The following is an 18,537-nucleotide window of genomic DNA, read 5'->3' on the forward strand; positions in this document are numbered from 1 at the left end:
GCCGATCACGGACAATTCATTCTTGGTTCACGCCCCATTTGGCAGTGAGAACACCTGTCACGGACAATTCTTTCCCGGATCACTCTATTTTTGGCCGTGAGAACGCCCATCAAGGACAATTCATACCCAGATCAAGCCTCAATTGTCCATGAGAACGATTTTATTCTAATAGTTTTTTCAAAGCGAGGAATAATAAGCCAAGGAGGTGTTTTGTAATGAGTCAAGCTTATCGTTGTCCAAATTGCAAAACAAACAGATCACGTTTTAATTTAATTGAACAAGTTCCGAAACCGGTAAAATTAGATGCGAATACTGGTGAGGTCTTAAATGAATACACAAATGACCAAGTAGAAGTATTTCATAATCTATATAAAGGCCCAGATTACCGGATTCAATGTGCATATTGTGGATTAATTGAGGATGAACGTACTTTTATACAGTACGCCAAGTATGATGGGCAATAAAGAATTACCAAACATTACTCCTAATAGAGTAATGTTTTTTCATACAAAAACATTCGTTACTCTGATACACTAAAATAAGGACTCATTACAAGGAGGAATAAGATGCGTCTAAAAGATAAGAAAGTCATAGCACTTATTGAAGATGACTTTGAAGATCTAGAACTTTGGTATCCCGTGCTTCGTCTTAGAGAAGAAGGGGCAACCGTTCATTTAGTTGGGAAAGAAGCAAATAAAAAATACATCGGAAAATATGGCGTTCCCGCTGAATCTGACTTTGCGTTTGATGATATAAAAGTTGATGATTATCAGGCTATTTTAGTACCTGGTGGTTGGGCCCCTGATAAATTAAGACGCTATCCACAAGTGATAGAAATGGTACAGACAATGGACAAGTCTCAAAAGGTAATTGGCCAAATTTGTCATGCTGGATGGGTTCTGATTTCTGCAAATATTTTAAACGGAGTCAAAGTAACAAGTACACCGGGAATCAAAGATGATATGACGAATGCTGGAGCGGAATGGTTTGATGAAGCTGTCGTGGCGGATCGTCATATTGTTTCAAGTCGCAGGCCACCTGATTTACCAGACTATATGAGGGTTTTCATTGATACCCTAGCTGAAAAGTAGCAACAACCTTGTCATTTTAAACCTTTCATAAACATATTATTTTAGTAAAAACAACCAGGTATTCTCTAATTGATAGCGAATGCCTGGTTTTTTAAATAGACTTTCCTCCGTAACATTATATATAATTATAAATAGTCAAATTATTTATTAGGGGGAGTGATGAAATGGGCACAATTAAAGAAGGAACTCTATTATGGGAACCAAGTGAAGAGCAAATAGAGAGAGCTAATATCACCGAATACATAAGTTGGTTAAAGTCACATAAAAACTTAAACTTCTCTAATTATCAATCGCTTTGGCAATGGTCTGTCGATGATGTTGAATCATTCTGGGCATCGATTTGGGAGTACTTTCAAATTCAATCTAAAAATCCATATGAAACTGTGTTAACAACTCATGCAATGCCGGGTGCAAAATGGTTTCCTGAATCACTTATTAATTATACGGAACACATTTTTAAAAATAGAAAAGATGACCAAATCGCTATTATACATACTTCTGAAAATAGAGAGAAAGCCGAAGTAACTTGGAAGAAGCTTTATGAAGATACAGCAAAAGTGCAACAAACATTTAAAAAATTAGGTGTAGTCAAGGGAGATCGTGTCGTTGCTTATATGCCAAATATTTACGAAACCGTTGTTTGTTTCTTAGCAACAGCAAGCCTTGGTGCAATCTGGTCTAGCGCTTCTCCGGACTTTGGCACCCAAAGTGTTATTGACCGCTTCAAACAAATTGAACCTAAAATAATGATTGCAATTGACGGATACGAATATGGTGGTAAAACATTTAACAGAACGGAAACCGTCACCAAAATCCAATCCGAACTACCAACCCTAGAAGCAACGATTGCTATTCCATATTTAGATGATTCAAATGCTAATTTTAATGCTTATAAAAATCCGATTCATTGGGACCGAGTTGTTTCATTTAACGAGTCCAAACCAGCACTCACCTATGAATATGTCCCTTTTAATGACCCACTGTGGATATTGTTTTCCTCTGGGACAACTGGTAAACCAAAAGCAATTGTTCAAAGCCAAGGTGGTATTTTATTAGAGCATTTAAAAGCATTAACTTTTCATGTTGACCTTGCTGAAGAGAGTCGCTTTTTCTGGTTTACGACAACAGGTTGGATGATGTGGAATTTCCTTGTAGGAGGATTACTTACTGGTAGTACCATCATTTTGTACGATGGAAATCCTAGTTATCCCGATAAAAACAGGCTCTGGAAGTTAGCAGAAGAAACAAAAGCAACTGTTTTTGGAACTAGTGCTAGTTATATTTCCGCTTGTATGAAAGATGGTATGAAGCCAGGAGAATCCTTTGATTTATCATCCTTAAAGAATATAAGCTCGACAGGCTCCCCTCTTCCTCCAGAAGGCTTCCAGTGGTGTTATGATAATGTCAAAAGGGATTTATGGATAGCTTCAGTGAGTGGTGGTACGGATGTATGTTCAGCATTTATTTTAGGCTCGCCCATTCTTCCAGTTCATGCCGGTGAATTACAATGTCGTGGCTTGGGTGCAAAGATAGAGAGTTTTGATGATAAAGCACAAAGTAAAATTAATGAAATTGGAGAACTTGTTTTAACAGAACCATTCCCTTCCATGCCAATCTTTTTCTGGAATGATAAAAATGGATCCCGTCTAAATGAAAGCTATTTTGATGTATACCCAGGGATTTGGCGACATGGGGATTACTTAAAAATTACAGATCGAGGTACTTGTGTCATCTATGGTCGATCAGATGCAACGATTAATCGTGGTGGAATCCGAATTGGGACAAGTGAAATATACCGTGCAGTAGATAATATTAATGAAGTTTCCGATAGTTTAATTGTGGATGTACCGAATCAAAATGGGGATTCGACTACCCCACTATTCGTTGTGATGAAAGATGGTTACACCTTAACAAATGAGTTAAAACAAGCCATTAAAGAACAAATTCGCACTCAATGTTCCCCAAGACATGTTCCTACAGGTATTTATGAAGTTCCTGATTTACCTAGAACATTAAATGGCAAAAAGCTGGAAGTACCTATTAAGAAGTTATTAATGGGGAAACCAGTCGATCAAGTAGTCAATAAAGGATCATTAACCAATGCAAAGGCATTAGATTATTTTATAAAGTTTGCTGAAAAATACGATTAAAAAAAAGAGGGGAACGAATCTCATAGATTGGTCCCCTCCCCATTTAAACTTAACTGCTTTTTCTTATACATAAGGCTAAATCCTACATAGGCAAGAAAGGATAAAAACATAGCTGAAACAACGGTGTGCATTCCTAGTGGGTCTGGATAAAAGGATTCGAATAGAACATAGGAAACGATACCAACCACCATCGAGGCGATTGCTCCATATTTATTCCCCTTTTTCCAATAAAGCCCCATAATAATCGGCCACATAAATGTTACTTCTAGTCCACCTATTGCAAAAAGATTCATCCAAATAATTAAATCTGGTGGGTCTATCGCAATTAAAAATACAATGATTCCTAGTATTCCTGTTACTCCCATGCTTAGTCGCTGTATCGTTTTCCTTGATGCTTCTGGTTTAATATAATTAATGTAAACATCCTTTACGATAGTGGAACTTACTAATAACAATAAGGAGTCTACAGTCGACATAATTGCCGCTAGTGGAGCCGCTAATACAATACCAGCCAACCATGGAGGTAATACTTCAAGCGCAATTAATGGCATTACCGTATCACCAATTTCGACCCCAGGCATAACGGATCGTGCGAATACTCCAACTAAGTGCATATTTAGCATAATAAATCCAACTACAATCGTTCCAATAATAAGTGCACGATGAAGGGATTTTGTATTTTTATAGGACATCGCTCGCACAGCTATTTGTGGAAGTGCTACTACACCTATCCCAACTAAAATCCAATAAGATGAAACATAAGTTGGAGTTAATGTCCCATCAGCTCCATATGGTGTGATAAGGTTTGGATTTTCCATTCGTAAGTCCTGAATAATATTAGAAACTCCTCCACCAGCCAAAACAACACCAATTAATAAAATTAACGTTCCAACAAGCATAATTATCCCTTGAACCGCATCTGTCAACGTTACTGCACGAAATCCGCCAAATGTAACATATACTAATACAGTAATTACAAATATGAACAATGCTGAAGTATAGGGTAATCCGGTAAGGGACTCAATTAAACGTCCACCACCTATCCACTGTGCAGCCATTGTAGAGAAAAGGAATATAACAATACTAAATGCGGAAAGTAGCTCTACCCACTTAGATTGATAACGCTCCTTTAAAAAATCTACAATGGTAATTGCTTTATATTGGCGGGCTACAATGGCAAAGCGTTTTCCCAATATCATTAATGTAAAGTAACCAGTCGCTATCTGTGTTACGGATAGAAGCACCCAGCCTAGCCCTTCATTATAGGCAACACCTGGACCACCTATAAAACTACTTGCACTTCCATATGTGGCCATCATCGTCATAGCTAGTACAAAGCCACCTAAACTTCGTCCACCTAAGTAATAATCTTGAAGAAATGATTCTGATGACTCTTTTTGCCGACTAGCAAATAATCCAACTAAAAAGATTAATACTACTGTCCCAAAAAGGGTAATGGTAGCTTGCCAATTCATTTATCTTTTAACTCCTCATCCTCAAATGGTATATCTTTAAAGAAACCTTTTACTATGATAAAAACTAGTATACATATGATGATACTTCCAAGTACACAGCTATAAAAAAACCATGATGGAAATCCAAAAACATAGGAATACTCAGAAGGATCTTTACTACCCAGTCCATATGCAAAGGCAAACCACCATACAAAGTTGAATAAAAATAACCCCACACCAATTAAGGCTTCACGATTGCCTATTTTTATACGATAATCTACCTTTTGATTCTCTTTATCCTTATTCAAGGTCCATCCTCCTAGTAATTATATATTCTATATAATAATGCAATACTTAGTTAAGTGTAAATCATTTAGACCATTTATTAAATGGATATTGAAATAATTAGTATTCCCCTATATAATGGTAATAAATCGGGGCATTAGCTCAGCTGGGAGAGTGCTTCACTGGCAGTGAAGAGGTCAGGGGTTCGAGCCCCCTATGCTCCATTCATAACCAAACAAAAGAACACTCTTGCTTATTCAACTATAGAATGAGCAAGAGTGTTTTTTTCATAACTCCTTCATATCGGAATTCTAATAAGTAATTACTTTTATCCCCTTAATTATATTCCAAATAAAGTAGTATATATCAATAAGGAAACATATGACTACAGCGATGATGGTTGCAATGAAAAATGCTCCAGTAGGTTCTGATAACCCTAATCCTAAGGTTCCAAGAACAAGAATAGCAATAAGTGAAGCAATGGCTGGAATTATATGTGTCCATAGTGCTTTTTTCGCATGTAGTTTGGTTGTTTCATTTCCGAAAATCCACACAAGGATTGGAAATAAGATAGGTGCAAAAAAGATACTCCAATAACACAGTGCAGATAATAATTTATTTTCTTCTATCATAATCACCTGATTTCCTAATTAATAGATAAGCAATTTGAACTTTAGCAACCAAAAACATAGTCGGAAATATCATCAATAATCCTATTACATTTAGACCTAAACTAGGCAATAGCTTTTAAAAATGTGCCCAAGACAACAAAAAGACTCTCACTCGACAAAGTAAGAATCCCCAAATTCAAAGGCGAGAGATTTCCTTCGCCCAACCATATTCTCCCCTTAGAATAACCGATTTATTCTAAGGGGTCAAGGAGTGAGTTAACTAACTAAATTTCCTTTATACTAGGGTAGGTGTTTTGTTGCATTATTTTACCACATATAGGATAATATACCCGTATTTAGATAAATTGTTAGGGGGAATCGGTATTTATGAAAAAATACTAATATTATTAATGTCATTATTTGTTGTTGCAAGCTTAGCAGCCTGTGGCGATGAAGTTACGGAAGAAAAAGATATTAATTCCGTAAACACAGATGAAGAGAATGCAAATGAAGAAAACGATGAAGAGGCGGAATCAGAAACAAAGGAAGTTGCGGAAGTTGTTGCTGATGATAATTACATAAAAGCCACATTAGTAAGTGTAGAACATAAGGTGGATGAACTTTTTGATGAAGAAAAATATACGATTAACTTCGATTTGGAAAATAAAACAAGTGATAAGCTGACCGTTCAAGCACGTGACGTTTCGATTGACGGTACAATGGTAGATGACATGGTATTCTTTAGTGAAGATATTGCCGGAGATAAAAAAGCTAACGGTAAAATGGATATCGAAAATTATGAGGGCGCTCTACCAGAAATGAAAGAGGATATTGAATTCACACTAATTATAGTTGATGATGAAACTTATGAAACTTTAGCCGAACATGATGTGAAAGTAGATTTTTAATAGATTATGTTATTAAGGCACTCTTAAACGGGTGTCTTTTTTGTTTTGTAATTATGGAGGTGGTGACCGTTTTGGTGTTCCTAACATCTTTGATTAATTTAGCTGTTGCAGGAATTAACCTCACGATAGCTATTAAAAAGCTATTAAAACAACAAAAGAAACAAAAAAGACTCTCGCTCCACTAAGCGAAAGTCCTAACCAAAACAATAGGTGAGGGATAATTCCCTCGCCTACACCATATTCTATTCAGAATATACAACATCTATACCAAAAACACAAGATTTGGAGAGTGATTACATGATTTGGATTTCTTTTGCTATTTCCTTTTAGTTTAGGAATATCTTTATATACCGTTTGGTACGCATCCTAAGACAAATAACATCCAAATAATCTGTCGGTATTTCCCAGGAAATGTTGAACATTGTCAAAACGTAATCATTACTTAATCTTGTGCCATCTTATTCCGATTGATTACGCTCAGCATATACCGCCATCGCATCTCTCATAAACTTCGCCAATCCTTCTCCAAACTTATCAATATTTTTAGTAAATCTTTCATCATCCACATACATTTGTCCAAGGCCTTTGAAGGCATCAAGAGAGTAATTACCTATTTTATTTAAATAAACGTACCATAAACCAATCTTTTCCTGAGCTATATCAGAATCAGGAGACTCATGACGGATTTCCGCCAACTTTCTGTAAATATCATTAAACTCTTTCTCTAATGATTCCCTTTCATATTTGGATAATTGTTTAATTTTAGCATTGGATTCATCTACAACATGATCGCCCCATTTTTTTCTTGCCTCATCCTCGTATGGGTTATGACTAAAATCAAACCCCTCAAACTTCTCTTTATCAGTCATTTGAATTTCTCCTTTCTTATTTTGAATCGTTTTATCAATGGTTTGAATCATTTTATCAATTCGTTTTCTTTTGTCTATCAACATCCCTCTTTGTATTTCTAATGCTTCTTCTTGTTTGTAGGAAGAGCTATTCATAATCTCTTTTATTTTTTTCAAGCTAAATCCAAGCTCTTTAAAAAACAGGATCTGTTGTAACCTTTCTAAATCCGCTTCAGAATATATACGATACCCAGATCCGTTTATCTTTTTCGGAGTTAACAAACCAATTTCATCATAATGATGAAGCGTACGTATACTCACCCCTGCTAGCTCAGATACTTCTTTTACATGCAAAAATAACCCCTCCCTTACTCACAATATAAGGTATTACGTTACGTTAGAGTCAACTGCTTTTTTCATTTTTTCCTCATTGTCCATAAAGAAGACCTTCCATCAGTGAGAAGTTGATCTCCCACCTACCCTCTTTGTTTCCTAGAAGTTTGAGGTGGTAGTCCTAATGCCGGTTTAGGTTCCTGGGTAACTGCCTATTCTTTGCTATATCTATATCAAACTAGACTTTCCCCCATATAATGTAAGGACCTAATTTTTTGAGGAGGAATATGTAATGAACTATTATGATCCTTATTACTACCATACCGAATACTATGATGATGATGAAAGGCAATTTAATTTTCCATGGAATCAAATGTTTCCTAGCCAAGGGGGGTTCCCTGGAACAGGATCCGGGATTCCAGGTGGAGGATTTCCTGGTGGGCCCGGTCAGTTTCCTGGACAGCCAAGTACGCCTGGTCAATTTCCGGGACAGCCAGGTACACCTGGGCAAGGTGAGCAACAGGCGGGGCCACCAACAGCCCCGCCACCTAACTTCACTCCCCAACAGTCACAAACCCAACTTTTTGCAGTAGATCCCGGTGCAATACGTGGTTGTTTATTTCGATTCACTTACGTTTGGTTAAGAAGAGACGCTTTCTGGTTTTACCCAACCTTTATTGGAAGAAGATCCGTTGCAGGTTACCGCTGGATTGGTTGGAGATGGGTATACTTCGGAATAGATCTTGACCAAATACAATCTTTTCAATGTTTTTAATAATATAGTTATTGGTACAATCATATTTCCTCCTTTCACATAAAATTAGAATAAAAGGAGGGGTAATGATGAACATTTTAGCTCTTTTATATTTAGCTGCTATAGCCGCTGGTTTTTCACTAATCGGACTAACAACAGTCACTACACTTTTTACAGGCCCGATTGCAACTTTAATGATTTGGATCGGGGCAATTACAGTAATTGTATTTTCAGTGGCAATCATCTTCCTTGGACTTCGCTCGCTCTTTAATAAGCTTTAAAATTAATAAAAATCCTTTACCAATTCCAATATTAGAATAGGTAAAGGATTTTTTTTAATATCTATTTACTTTCTTTCTCATTTCTCTTTCCCAAATTAAACCTTGTTGTAAAGCCATTTTTCTAGCGATTCTAGGGGCATTCCACAACGGTGGTAAGATAAGAAGTGAGACGGGTACAGCCGATATGACTATCGAATTTTGAATAGCAGTAATGCTGTCTTCTCCGATTGTCAAGATCACCGCAGTAGTAAGCCCAAAGATAGCTGCCCAAAATACACGAAGCCATTTTTTAGGATTATCGTTACCAGTTAATGTCGCAGCCACCGTATAAGCCATTGTATCTGCAGTTGTTGCAACAAAAATAATAGAAACTAATAGAAAGGCTAACCCAAATAATGTTGGGAATGGCAATTGACTGGTAATCGCCATTACCGCAGTCTCCATCCCACCTTCATTCAAAGCATTAGAAATAGATCCTGGTTTTTCAATTTCAAAGAATACTCCTGTTCCACCAACAATGGAAAACCAGAAGTTAGTAACTAATGGTGCAACAATTGAAACGGCAATGATCAATTCTCGAATGGTTCTTCCACGTGAGATTCGGCTTATAAAAACGATTAGCATAGGTGCATATCCTATAAACCATCCCCAGAAGAAAATTGTCCAACCGCCTAACCAATCATGGTCACCACGATATAAACTCATTTCAAAAAAGTTTTGAACATGGAATCCTGTACCACCTACAAAAGCATCGATAATGAAAGATGTAGGTCCGATGAAGAGTATTATAATTGCTAAAAGAATAGTGAAGTTAACATTATAATTACTTAGTATATAGATTCCACGGTCAACACCCGTTGCAGCTGAGATCCCGGAAATCGTTACTAATGCAAGCACAACAATAATACTAATCGTTAATGTATTTGGAATACCAAATAAGTGATTTAAACCATACGATATTTGTAGACCTAAAAAACCTAAAGGTCCTAAAGTCCCTGCTACCGTTGCAATAATAGAAAAAACATCCGCAGCGGTACCAATTACACTTTTATGATATATTTTCTCCCCGAAAATCGGATATAATAATCCTCTAGGTCGTAATGGTAAATTCTTTGTGTAGTGAACATACATCATTACAATGGTAGCTAATGTTCCTAATATCGCCCATGCAGTGAATCCCCAATGTAGATATGATTGTGCAAAGGCTGCTGAGATTTTATTGTTTTCCACATCACCAAATAATGGCGCTGCTTGTATAAAGTGATACATCGGTTCTGAGGCAGCCCAAAACACACCTCCACTAGCAAGTAACGTAACTAATATCATCGAAACCCAACCAAAGAAGCTATACTTCGGCTTGTCCATATTTCCTAATTTTACTTTCCCATATTTAGAAAGGGCAAGGACTATGCCAATAAGAAAATTTAATAAAAGCAAGACTTGCCAATAAGCACCAAAAAGTTCAGCGGAAAGAGAGAATAGTTTATCAATTCCTTTTCCCACCATATCACTATTTATAAACGATAAAACAATAAATACAATTAAAAATCCACCACTAATAATAAATACAGGCCAATCTAGATTCTGTTTTGATTTCACGTTTTTCCTCCTAATATTTTAGGAGCAAGTGTCTAAAATTTAATATTGCTTTGCCATTAAAGACCGTTGGATGGAATTGAATACAAGATGTTCAAAAGTATTCAATGACAAATCCACCAACTTGCTCAATTCTTTGACCAGTGTCCCATTATAGTAAACTGTGCAAAAATCGTCAAATAGACTTCTTTAAGAAAGCCCTCATACTTTTCCCCTATATAATTGATTATTCTGAATAATCCTGACGCATAATGATTGTTTAACCAATCACTAGACCGGTTAAACAAACGCTTATATGTTATTATTTAAAATTTCATCAACTGTAGATTCCACATCTTTACGGGACATCTTATCTTCGCCATTTTTCATTACGTGTAAAGTCTTTTTAGCTAAGGACGAAGGTATTTTACAGAACACTAATATTTTCTTCGTTTTTATCGATTTTATGTATTGATCAGCCATTTTTAAATTTTCTTCTGCATAATGAAATAAGTCTTCTCGAGTCCAGCCCTCTGGTAGAAAGCGAACCCCTCGTTCTGCATCTTCATCCTGATTTCTTAGCATATTAACAGCTTGTAATCCCCTGCCATAGCCAATAGCTAATTCATAATCGGTTATTGTGTTATCATACCATCTCCAAATATCAGATAACATGACACCGACAAGACCTGCAACATAATAGGTATAATCATCCAAATCCTCTTTCGTTTGAATGACAAAGTCCTTCTTAACCCATTTTGCCATACCCTTTGCCATAATACTCGTGGATTCTTTTACTTTATCCACTATTCCTTCTGGGCATACGGATAACCAATCTGACATTCTCAGTGTTACTTCAGGAAAATCAGCCGCGTAAGGCCTTAATAATTCCTCGTAAGCCGATTCGTCAAAAGATATTCCATTTAATAATTCACTTATGGAATATAAAAGTTCCTGCTTTATCTCGGGTTCAAGGGATGGATGATCCTCAATCTCATCTATTGCTCGCATACACAAATATGCAGAACCTACTGTCATCTCTAACGTGTGGTTTAATAGACTAATTGGAATGTAAAAGGTTCTACTTGTATCTTTTAATACACGCATTGTATCTTTTTGAAGTTGTTTTTCTTTACTCATTTACTTGCTTTTCTCCTTCCATGTCTATTCACCAGTATAACAAACATTCCAATTAAATTCTTTGTAAATAATTAGGTTAGTATTTTTTATACCCCATTTATAAAAAAATAAACCTAGTTTTTTAAATAAAATGAAAATGCAGTTGTACTTGTAATTACTACCAAATAATCATACGATAGGAAATGATTCACGAGCTTGGAAAGGTGCTTAAATATATGGATAAACGAGTTTATTTATTAACTATTGTTTCCTTTGTGGTTGGAATGGTTGAATTAATTATTGGAGGAATTTTAGATTTAGTGGCGGATGACCTAGGTGTTACGCTTGGACAAGCTGGATTGCTTATAACGATTTTCTCACTAACGTTTGCAATATCAGGTCCTATCCTATCTTTCTTAACTGCCACAATAGAAAGAAAAAAGCTAACCATTATCACGTTATTCTTTTTCTTAATAGGAAATATAATTGCCGCCATTAGTCCATCCTATACGATTCTCTTTATCGCAAGAATTGTATCCGCAGCAAGTAGTTCCTTACTTATCGTGCTTTGCGTTGTCATGGCAGCAACGATTGTAAAGCCGGCCTATCGTGCAAGAGCAATTGGAATTGTTAATATGGGTGTAAGTGGTTCGATTGTTCTTGGTGTACCAATTGGATTGGTGCTAGGAAATTCATTTGGATGGCGAGCACCATTTATCATGATTACTATCCTTACCTTACTTTCCATAACAGGTATTTACTTTTTAATGGAAAAGGTTGGTGCTGAGAAACAATCATCCTTAACGAAGCAATTTGCTTCCCTTAAAGATAGCAGGATATTATTTGCCCATATGACCACCTTCCTCTTATTAGCAGGACATTCCACGTTATATACGTATTTAACCCCATTCACAAAGGATTATATTGGTTTAAATGAAGCGTGGGTTAGTGTTATTTACTTTATTTTCGGAATCGCAGCTGTAAGTGGTGGTGCAATCGGAGGATTATTTGGAGATCGATATGGTTCGAATAGAACAATTAAAATGGTAATTATTATTTTTAGTATTGCTATTCTAACTATTTCACATACCACATTTCTTTTACCATTATTTCTATTCAATTTAATCATTTGGGGCATGATGAGTTGGGCTGTAACTCCACCAATGCAAAGTCACTTAATGGCAACAGCACCAGAAACAGCAAATATTCAAATTAGCTTAAATAACTCATCCCTTCATTTAGGCATTGCAGTAGGTTCATCGATTGGAGGTGTCATTATTGACATGACATCCGTTGCCAACAATGCAACGTTTGGAGGAATGCTGGCAATCCTTTCGTTAGGAACTGCCACGCTTTCAATGAGAAAGAAACATAGTATCCAAACCTATAAAATGAACTAGTTTAAGGTTTATTTCAATTATAAAATGGCTATAGTATAAACTATAGTCATTTTACTTTTCCCATCAAAGATTATTACTATTTTCACAATCCTTCCTAACCATATATTCAAGGGACAAAATACAACAAATACTTACAAATCAACTTGTAACAAATTAGACACAAAAAGGCATTGCTAATATAAAACGTTTCCATGTATAATAAATATAGTGAATAAATTCACATTTAAGCAAGAGGGAGTGATGGTTATGAACACAAATTTAGCTAAGAAAAATACAATTACAAAAAGAAAGCTAAAGAATACGCTAATTTCAACAACATATACGTACCATACACCCGGCAATATTCACTTAGATACCATTAGAAATAATATACCTAATTACCATACAGCAGCAATCACAATTGATGAATCAATAAACTTACCTAAACCCGGGACATATAACATTAAAATAAAGGTTGGGAAAAGTTGGTACCTGGGAGTAGCTTTCCTATCCCAGTCCACTGATCGAGAAAACAAACGAATGATCAAGATTTTTATAAAAGACTTCCTGGATATACCGGCTAATAAAAAAATAGTCATTGCTTGGTGTTTGGATAAGAAAAATGATTACTGGAGATAGAGGCCTTGATGAATTGGCTTCTACTCCTTTTATTTTTCACTTTTTCAATACCTAAAATAACGCAATGTAATTGGAACATACTCTCTTTTTAAACTATAATTAGATTAATCACATTAAAGTTTGATTTTTAAATTGGAAAGGAAATCTACTATGAAACAAACAAGTCGGTTTATTAAATTTATGGGAGGGAAAAATCTTCTATATTTATTGGTTTTATTGATCCTCATCGGTATTACTATCCTTATTTATAATAAAATTTCATTTATATTCCATCCGATCATTGTTATCTTTTCAACGATTATGCCACCAACTATTTTGGCATTTATCGCTTATTATCTCTTAAATCCAATTGTAGATTTTTTAGAGAGGTTCCGTATTAAACGGATATGGGGAATTATTATCCTTATACTTGGGATTGGCGGATTATTAACCGGTCTTATTTTATTAATCGCTCCTTCTATTGAGGTACAAGTAAAGGATTTAGCGAAGAATTTCCCCAATTATTTAAACCATTTGGGGAATGTAATTACCATGTGGCTTCAAAATTCCTTTTTAGGACCATATTACGATGAAGGATATAACTGGTTTGTTACTAACTTTAGTAATATTCCCGGCATGGTTGGAACTTATTTAGTAGATGCCTTTCAAGGGTTTAGAAACGTAGCCAGCACTGTCACAAATGTCTTTGTTTCCATTATAACTTTTCCTTTCATCTTGTTCTTCCTATTAAAAGATGGAACTCGATTTAGGGATTTTTTCTTAAAATTATTACCACCAAAATTTCGGGATGATACAAATCAAATCCTGAAAAATATGGATACTCAAGTTGGGTCATACATCCAAGGACAAATTATCGTTGCTTCATGTATTGGTTTACTGTTATTTGTTGGTTACAATATTATTGGTCTCGATTACGCAATCACTCTTGCCATTGTTGCTGCTACAACAAGTGTGATTCCATATCTTGGACCAACAATAGCAATCACCCCTGCTATTATCATTGCTATTGTTCATTCCCCTTTCATGCTTTTAAAACTTGCCATCGTTTGGATAGTTGTTCAATTTCTAGAGGGAAATTTTATATCTCCAAACATCATGGGGAAAACCATGCAGATTCATCCTTTGACGATTATTATCGTCTTACTTGTTGCAGGTAATTTATTTGGATTAATTGGAGTTATTTTAGGAATACCAGGATATGCCATTCTTAAGGTATTAGTTTCTTATCTATATAATAAATTTAAAAATCGTTACAACCATTATTATGGGGATGAGTATGGGAAATATTAGGGGACTTGGTGTTTACTTTCTTATTCATTAAGTGTTCCAGACAATAAAAAACCCGAACTATCACGTGAAATTCTTATTAAGAGTTTCGTAATAGTTTGGGTTTTTTATTATATCACTTAATTAAGTTAGAAATTACTTGGCTTTATGGATGGTCAATTTAGTAATGTCCTAGCCTCACTTTTTTGAAATACTACGAATTTGTAAGGTTAGTATGATCAACACCATAAAGAGTTGTCCATTGGTTTTTAAAATCATTAACATCCGTTGGAGTAGTCGGAAAAGCTATCATTTTTCCAATAATTTCCGGAGCAACTGTTACTGTTTCTGACCCAGCTAAACATACATCATGAACTTGTTGTAAGTTTTTAAAACTTGCCGCTAAAATTTCACACGGAAGGTTATATATTTTAAATAATTGAGCGATTTCTTCAACAACTCGTACACCATTACCGGTTAGATTATCGATACGGTTAACGTACGGCGCTACATATTTTGCACCTGCCATTGCAGCTATTAAAGCCTGGAATGCAGTATATACGGTTGTTGCTAATGTTGGAATATTTTCTTCTTTTAATAATTGCATCGCTCTAATTCCTTCTTCGGTTACAGGAATTTTCACAACAACATTTCCGGAAATCTCTCTTGTCACAAAACGAGCTTCTTCTACAATCTCTTCTGCTGTTTCACCTATAGCTTGAACAAATAACTCTTTATTTTCACCAATAATGGAACGGATTTCTTTTACAACTTCTAGATATGGTTTTCCTTCTTTTACAAGAATAGAAGGATTAGTCGTTACACCTGAAATTGGATAATACTTATTTAATCGGGTAATTTGATCTGTATTTGCTGAATCAATATAAAGTCTCACGCTTTCTCCCCCTTATTAGTTATATTTATGCAGGGAAGAATGCATAAACTATCTTCCCTGCTAAAAACACATTATCCTATCTCGCTTATCCTCTTGATTTTCCACCTGAAATATTAATAGTAGTACCAGTAATATAAGAAGAATGATCAGATACAAGGTATGTTACTAAGTCAGCAATTTCATCTAACTTACCAACACGACCTAATGGAATAGAGCTAGTATAATTACCTTCTAAGTCTTCCACTTTTACATTTCTTGTATATGCTAAAGCTTCATTATAAGCATCATTTGTTAAACCAGTTTTTTCATTAATTCCTGGTGCAACCCCAACTACGCGGATGTTATATTTTCCAAGCTCTTTTGCCCATGATCTTGTGAAGCCATTTAAGGCACCTTTAGTTGCTGAGTAAATACTTTGACCAGCGGAACCTTCCATACCTGCTTCTGATGTGATATTAACAATAACACCTTTTTCTTGCTTAATAAAACGTCTTGAAGCAGCTTGCGCACATAAGTAAGGTCCTTTTTGGTTTACATTTACCATGAAGTCAAATGACTTTTCATCTAATTCATATTCCGGTTTTTCCCCTTTGACATCTACAAGTAGACGTGGAAGGTTAACACCAGCATTATTCACAAGTGCGTCCACGCGGCCAAATTTTTCCTCTGTTAATTGGACCATATTTTCAACACTTTCTTTGTTCGTTACATCCGTTTTTACATGATAAAAATTATCTACGTCTCCTGTTTCAACACTTAAGTCGGCAATAACAACTTTCGCGCCATTTTGTTGAAGTGTATTGGAAATATGTTGTCCAATTCCGGAATTTCCTCCAGTTACGATAACTACTTTTCCTTCAAGGTCTGTCCATGATTTTTGCATCCTACATTACTCCTATCTGTTAGATTTTTACCTATATAATATGGAAAGAAGTCGTTAAAACGACGACTTCTTATCTTTCAATTTTAATTTTGTCACCTACGTGAATTTCATTTATCTTTTTATTTTCAAGACATAGAGTTCCTGGTAAATCTGCTTCTGTTGAACCATCAAAGCGGAGAGTAATATGTCCTAAAGAAGATAAATTTTTGTTTACTGCTTCACCTACAGCGGTAATTTGATAACTTTCTTCCCCTATTGTTAGTGTATCTCCAACTGTAATATCTTGACGTAAGTTATTTTCAGAATGAAGAATACAAAATTCAGCTAATTCCTGAGGTGCATTGTCTTTAAATGTAATTAACATGCCTTGTTCTAAAAACTCACCTACAGATTCTCCCAATTTAGTTACTTCTGTTGTATAAATAATTTCTGCCATTTCTAAACACTCCTTCTTTTTTTCATCGTTACGATTGATACATACCAAAGCTTGCTAGCCAAGCGATAAATACCGTTGGTGCACCTGTTAGGAATCTTCCATAAAGTACTGCTGGTACACCAACTTCCACTGTTTCTGGTTTTGCTTCAGCTAATCCAAGACCAACTGGAACAAAGTCTGAAGCTGCCTGAGCGTTAATTGCAAATAAAGCTGGTAAAGCAAATTGTGGAGGAATATTACCTCGTCCGATTTCCACACCAATTAGAGTACCTATAACCTGTGCGATTACAGCTCCCGGACCCAAGAAAGGAGAGAAAAGTGGGAACGAAACAATTGCTGCGAGAATGATTAAACCCCAGACACTTCCACCAAGTGGAGTTAGTACGTTTGCAACTACATCACCAATACCAGATTCTAAAATGATACCAATTAACATGGCAACGAAAGCCATAAATGGTAAAATGGTTTTGATTACAGTATCAATTGCATCACGCCCTGCTTGATAGAGTACAGACATAACCCCACCCATGAGTTGTCCAACTTTTGCAATCATTCCACCGTTACGTTGTTCGCTAATCTTTTTGGAACTATCATATTTATTACTTACAACTGCTTCCTCTTTCACCTCTTCTACTTTTTCTATATTTTCAGTAGAGCTAGTAACATCACTAACTGATTCTGTATCTTCCACCACAGATATATTTTCCGGTTTGACAGCGGAAACATAAATATCCTCTGTTATAAAATCTCTCATTGGACCACTCTTTCCAGTAGCCATAACATTTAAAGTAGGAATCCGCTTTTTAGGGTAAAGTCCGGCACGTAATGTACCACCACAGTCAATAACAACAGCTGCCATTTCATCTTCTGGAACACTTGTTTTAAAACCATCTACTAACTCGGCGCCACTTAATTCCGCAAACCTTTTGGCCACTGATGAAATCGTACCACCAGTAATGTTAACGATTTTATTCTTTTTCTCATTAACAGGAATAATTAATGGTCCACCAAAGCCACCCTGGCCTTTAGTTACTTTTAACGTTTTATATTTTCCCATTGATTATTCCTCCTTTCCTTGTTCTAAAGTTGTAGCTAATTTAATTCCTTGCTTTTTCTCCATATACGTTACACACATATCTGTAATCCAACCTCTAAACATGTTCGTTACAATACCAACTAATAAATAACGAAGGGCTAAGTCTCCAGTTGATAAACCTAATTGTGTAATACCTGCTGCAACCCCTAAGAAAACGAATAATTCACCCGGATTTACGTGTGGGAATAAACCGTTCATAGAATGACATGAATAACTTGATGCCGCATAATAACCAGGTTTATACTTCTCAGGTAAGAAACGACCTAACGATAATGTCATCGGGTTTAATAAGAAAAATGTACCTACGAAAGGTAATACAAGGTATCTCAAGAAAACATTTTTAGAAGAGGCCATTGCTAACTTATTAACCTTATCCTCCCCTACAAAAGCTACAATTGCGTTCATTGCAACCATTAACACAATAATTAATGGAATAATATCGGTTACAAATCCCATAAATGTTTCTGCTCCACGTTCAAATAGACCAATGAAGCCTTCAGCTGCACTAACTAAAAAATCCATCTTGTTATTCCC

Annotated in this window: 20 protein-coding genes and 1 tRNA gene; 10 read left to right on the forward strand and 11 right to left on the reverse strand. The window is 35.7% G+C overall.

Translation table 11 applies throughout. From position 1 onward, the window contains the following. The first annotated feature begins 215 nt into the window (after nucleotides 1-215). The 3 genes from ACFQ18_RS10360 to ACFQ18_RS10370 all read left to right on the forward strand — a co-directional run bounded on the left by ACFQ18_RS10360 (nucleotide 216) and on the right by ACFQ18_RS10370 (nucleotide 3,241). Complete coding sequence (locus tag ACFQ18_RS10360; protein WP_047185599.1) at nucleotides 216-464, forward strand: hypothetical protein; 249 nt, start codon at nucleotides 216-218, stop codon at nucleotides 462-464. A gap of 102 nt (nucleotides 465-566) precedes the next feature. Next, nucleotides 567-1,091 (forward strand): type 1 glutamine amidotransferase domain-containing protein, encoded by a 525-nt coding sequence (locus tag ACFQ18_RS10365; protein WP_047185600.1) that lies wholly within the window; start codon nucleotides 567-569, stop codon nucleotides 1,089-1,091. Nucleotides 1,092-1,255: 164 nt separating this feature from the next. Continuing rightward, nucleotides 1,256-3,241 carry an acetoacetate--CoA ligase gene (locus ACFQ18_RS10370; RefSeq protein ID WP_204798288.1) on the forward strand — a complete coding sequence of 662 codons (1,986 nt, stop codon included), beginning with the start codon at nucleotides 1,256-1,258 and terminating at the stop codon, nucleotides 3,239-3,241. 20 nt (nucleotides 3,242-3,261) lie between these two features. Here the strand turns inward: ACFQ18_RS10370 and panF are convergent, their stop codons facing one another. Continuing rightward, a complete protein-coding gene (gene panF, locus ACFQ18_RS10375) occupies nucleotides 3,262-4,716 on the reverse strand; it encodes a sodium/pantothenate symporter (RefSeq protein ID WP_204798289.1) in 1,455 nt (484 codons plus the stop codon). Beyond that, nucleotides 4,713-5,003 carry a YhdT family protein gene (locus tag ACFQ18_RS10380; protein ID WP_047185603.1) on the reverse strand — a complete coding sequence of 97 codons (291 nt, stop codon included), beginning with the start codon at nucleotides 5,001-5,003 and terminating at the stop codon, nucleotides 4,713-4,715. The genes panF and ACFQ18_RS10380 overlap by 4 nt, the downstream gene beginning before the upstream one ends. Nucleotides 5,004-5,131: 128 nt before the next feature. Between ACFQ18_RS10380 and ACFQ18_RS10385 the strand changes: the two genes are divergently transcribed. Then, nucleotides 5,132-5,204, forward strand: a tRNA-Ala gene (locus ACFQ18_RS10385). A gap of 87 nt (nucleotides 5,205-5,291) precedes the next feature. On the opposite strand, the gene ACFQ18_RS10390 is transcribed toward ACFQ18_RS10385, so the two are convergent. Continuing rightward, entirely contained in the window at nucleotides 5,292-5,612 is a 321-nt protein-coding gene (locus tag ACFQ18_RS10390; RefSeq protein WP_047185604.1) for a DUF4870 domain-containing protein, read from the reverse strand. A 296-nt stretch (nucleotides 5,613-5,908) separates the two neighbouring features. Between ACFQ18_RS10390 and ACFQ18_RS10395 the strand changes: the two genes are divergently transcribed. After that, nucleotides 5,909-6,499: a hypothetical protein gene (locus ACFQ18_RS10395; RefSeq protein WP_128723429.1), complete on the forward strand. Its 591-nt coding sequence runs from the start codon at nucleotides 5,909-5,911 to the stop codon at nucleotides 6,497-6,499. 458 nt (nucleotides 6,500-6,957) lie between these two features. Here ACFQ18_RS10395 and ACFQ18_RS10400 read toward each other — a convergent pair whose 3' ends face one another. Beyond that, nucleotides 6,958-7,701, reverse strand: coding sequence for a MerR family transcriptional regulator (locus ACFQ18_RS10400; protein WP_047185606.1), 744 nt, complete (start codon nucleotides 7,699-7,701; stop codon nucleotides 6,958-6,960). A gap of 271 nt (nucleotides 7,702-7,972) precedes the next feature. On the opposite strand from ACFQ18_RS10400, the gene ACFQ18_RS10405 reads away from it, so the two are divergent. Then, on the forward strand, nucleotides 7,973-8,455 hold the full coding sequence (locus tag ACFQ18_RS10405) for a hypothetical protein (protein ID WP_204798290.1): 483 nt from the start codon (nucleotides 7,973-7,975) through the stop codon (nucleotides 8,453-8,455). A 68-nt stretch (nucleotides 8,456-8,523) separates the two neighbouring features. Then, entirely contained in the window at nucleotides 8,524-8,715 is a 192-nt protein-coding gene (locus ACFQ18_RS10410; RefSeq protein WP_145523745.1) for a hypothetical protein, read from the forward strand. A 54-nt stretch (nucleotides 8,716-8,769) separates the two neighbouring features. On the opposite strand, the gene ACFQ18_RS10415 is transcribed toward ACFQ18_RS10410, so the two are convergent. Both ACFQ18_RS10415 and ACFQ18_RS10420 read right to left on the reverse strand, forming a co-directional pair. Beyond that, nucleotides 8,770-10,314 carry a BCCT family transporter gene (locus ACFQ18_RS10415; RefSeq protein ID WP_204798291.1) on the reverse strand — a complete coding sequence of 515 codons (1,545 nt, stop codon included), beginning with the start codon at nucleotides 10,312-10,314 and terminating at the stop codon, nucleotides 8,770-8,772. A gap of 288 nt (nucleotides 10,315-10,602) precedes the next feature. Further along, nucleotides 10,603-11,430: a squalene/phytoene synthase family protein gene (locus ACFQ18_RS10420; protein ID WP_047185610.1), complete on the reverse strand. Its 828-nt coding sequence runs from the start codon at nucleotides 11,428-11,430 to the stop codon at nucleotides 10,603-10,605. 215 nt (nucleotides 11,431-11,645) lie between these two features. On the opposite strand from ACFQ18_RS10420, the gene ACFQ18_RS10425 reads away from it, so the two are divergent. The 3 genes from ACFQ18_RS10425 (at nucleotide 11,646) to ACFQ18_RS10435 (ending at nucleotide 14,717) form a co-directional block, all read left to right on the forward strand. Next, nucleotides 11,646-12,809, forward strand: coding sequence for an MFS transporter (locus ACFQ18_RS10425; RefSeq protein WP_047185611.1), 1,164 nt, complete (start codon nucleotides 11,646-11,648; stop codon nucleotides 12,807-12,809). Nucleotides 12,810-13,055: 246 nt separating this feature from the next. Continuing rightward, on the forward strand, nucleotides 13,056-13,427 hold the full coding sequence (locus ACFQ18_RS10430; RefSeq protein ID WP_114351375.1) for a hypothetical protein: 372 nt from the start codon (nucleotides 13,056-13,058) through the stop codon (nucleotides 13,425-13,427). Nucleotides 13,428-13,577: 150 nt separating this feature from the next. Further along, on the forward strand, nucleotides 13,578-14,717 hold the full coding sequence (locus ACFQ18_RS10435) for an AI-2E family transporter (RefSeq protein WP_047185613.1): 1,140 nt from the start codon (nucleotides 13,578-13,580) through the stop codon (nucleotides 14,715-14,717). Between the two features lie 190 nt (nucleotides 14,718-14,907). On the opposite strand, the gene ACFQ18_RS10440 is transcribed toward ACFQ18_RS10435, so the two are convergent. The 5 genes from ACFQ18_RS10440 to srlA form a co-directional block, all read right to left on the reverse strand. After that, entirely contained in the window at nucleotides 14,908-15,588 is a 681-nt protein-coding gene (locus ACFQ18_RS10440; RefSeq protein ID WP_047185614.1) for a transaldolase family protein, read from the reverse strand. Between the two features lie 85 nt (nucleotides 15,589-15,673). Continuing rightward, entirely contained in the window at nucleotides 15,674-16,471 is a 798-nt protein-coding gene (locus tag ACFQ18_RS10445) for an SDR family oxidoreductase (protein ID WP_060668468.1), read from the reverse strand. A gap of 70 nt (nucleotides 16,472-16,541) precedes the next feature. Next, nucleotides 16,542-16,907 carry a PTS glucitol/sorbitol transporter subunit IIA gene (locus ACFQ18_RS10450; protein WP_047185616.1) on the reverse strand — a complete coding sequence of 122 codons (366 nt, stop codon included), beginning with the start codon at nucleotides 16,905-16,907 and terminating at the stop codon, nucleotides 16,542-16,544. Between the two features lie 28 nt (nucleotides 16,908-16,935). After that, the gene (gene srlE / locus ACFQ18_RS10455) at nucleotides 16,936-17,964 is read right to left on the reverse strand and encodes a PTS glucitol/sorbitol transporter subunit IIB (RefSeq protein ID WP_047185617.1); all 1,029 of its coding nucleotides are present in this window, start codon (nucleotides 17,962-17,964) and stop codon (nucleotides 16,936-16,938) included. Nucleotides 17,965-17,967: 3 nt separating this feature from the next. After that, complete coding sequence (srlA, locus tag ACFQ18_RS10460) at nucleotides 17,968-18,525, reverse strand: PTS glucitol/sorbitol transporter subunit IIC (RefSeq protein ID WP_047185618.1); 558 nt, start codon at nucleotides 18,523-18,525, stop codon at nucleotides 17,968-17,970. Between the last annotated feature and the right edge of the window lie 12 nt (nucleotides 18,526-18,537).

It is taken from the genome of Oceanobacillus caeni, assembly GCF_042678465.1.
Classification (GTDB): domain Bacteria; phylum Bacillota; class Bacilli; order Bacillales; family Amphibacillaceae; genus Oceanobacillus; species Oceanobacillus caeni.

Coding starts and splice junctions, on each gene's coding strand:
- ACFQ18_RS10360 (WP_047185599.1), top strand. CDS start 216: ATGAGTCAAGCTTATCGTTGTCCAAATTGCAAAACAAACAGATCACGT.
- ACFQ18_RS10365 (WP_047185600.1), top strand. CDS start 567: ATGCGTCTAAAAGATAAGAAAGTCATAGCACTTATTGAAGATGACTTT.
- ACFQ18_RS10370 (WP_204798288.1), top strand. CDS start 1,256: ATGGGCACAATTAAAGAAGGAACTCTATTATGGGAACCAAGTGAAGAG.
- panF (WP_204798289.1), bottom strand. CDS start 4,716: ATGAATTGGCAAGCTACCATTACCCTTTTTGGGACAGTAGTATTAATC.
- ACFQ18_RS10390 (WP_047185604.1), bottom strand. CDS start 5,612: ATGATAGAAGAAAATAAATTATTATCTGCACTGTGTTATTGGAGTATC.
- ACFQ18_RS10405 (WP_204798290.1), top strand. CDS start 7,973: ATGAACTATTATGATCCTTATTACTACCATACCGAATACTATGATGAT.
- ACFQ18_RS10410 (WP_145523745.1), top strand. CDS start 8,524: ATGAACATTTTAGCTCTTTTATATTTAGCTGCTATAGCCGCTGGTTTT.
- ACFQ18_RS10420 (WP_047185610.1), bottom strand. CDS start 11,430: ATGAGTAAAGAAAAACAACTTCAAAAAGATACAATGCGTGTATTAAAA.
- ACFQ18_RS10425 (WP_047185611.1), top strand. CDS start 11,646: ATGGATAAACGAGTTTATTTATTAACTATTGTTTCCTTTGTGGTTGGA.
- ACFQ18_RS10430 (WP_114351375.1), top strand. CDS start 13,056: ATGAACACAAATTTAGCTAAGAAAAATACAATTACAAAAAGAAAGCTA.
- ACFQ18_RS10435 (WP_047185613.1), top strand. CDS start 13,578: ATGAAACAAACAAGTCGGTTTATTAAATTTATGGGAGGGAAAAATCTT.
- ACFQ18_RS10445 (WP_060668468.1), bottom strand. CDS start 16,471: ATGCAAAAATCATGGACAGACCTTGAAGGAAAAGTAGTTATCGTAACT.
- ACFQ18_RS10450 (WP_047185616.1), bottom strand. CDS start 16,907: ATGGCAGAAATTATTTATACAACAGAAGTAACTAAATTGGGAGAATCT.
- srlE (WP_047185617.1), bottom strand. CDS start 17,964: ATGGGAAAATATAAAACGTTAAAAGTAACTAAAGGCCAGGGTGGCTTT.
- srlA (WP_047185618.1), bottom strand. CDS start 18,525: ATGGATTTTTTAGTTAGTGCAGCTGAAGGCTTCATTGGTCTATTTGAA.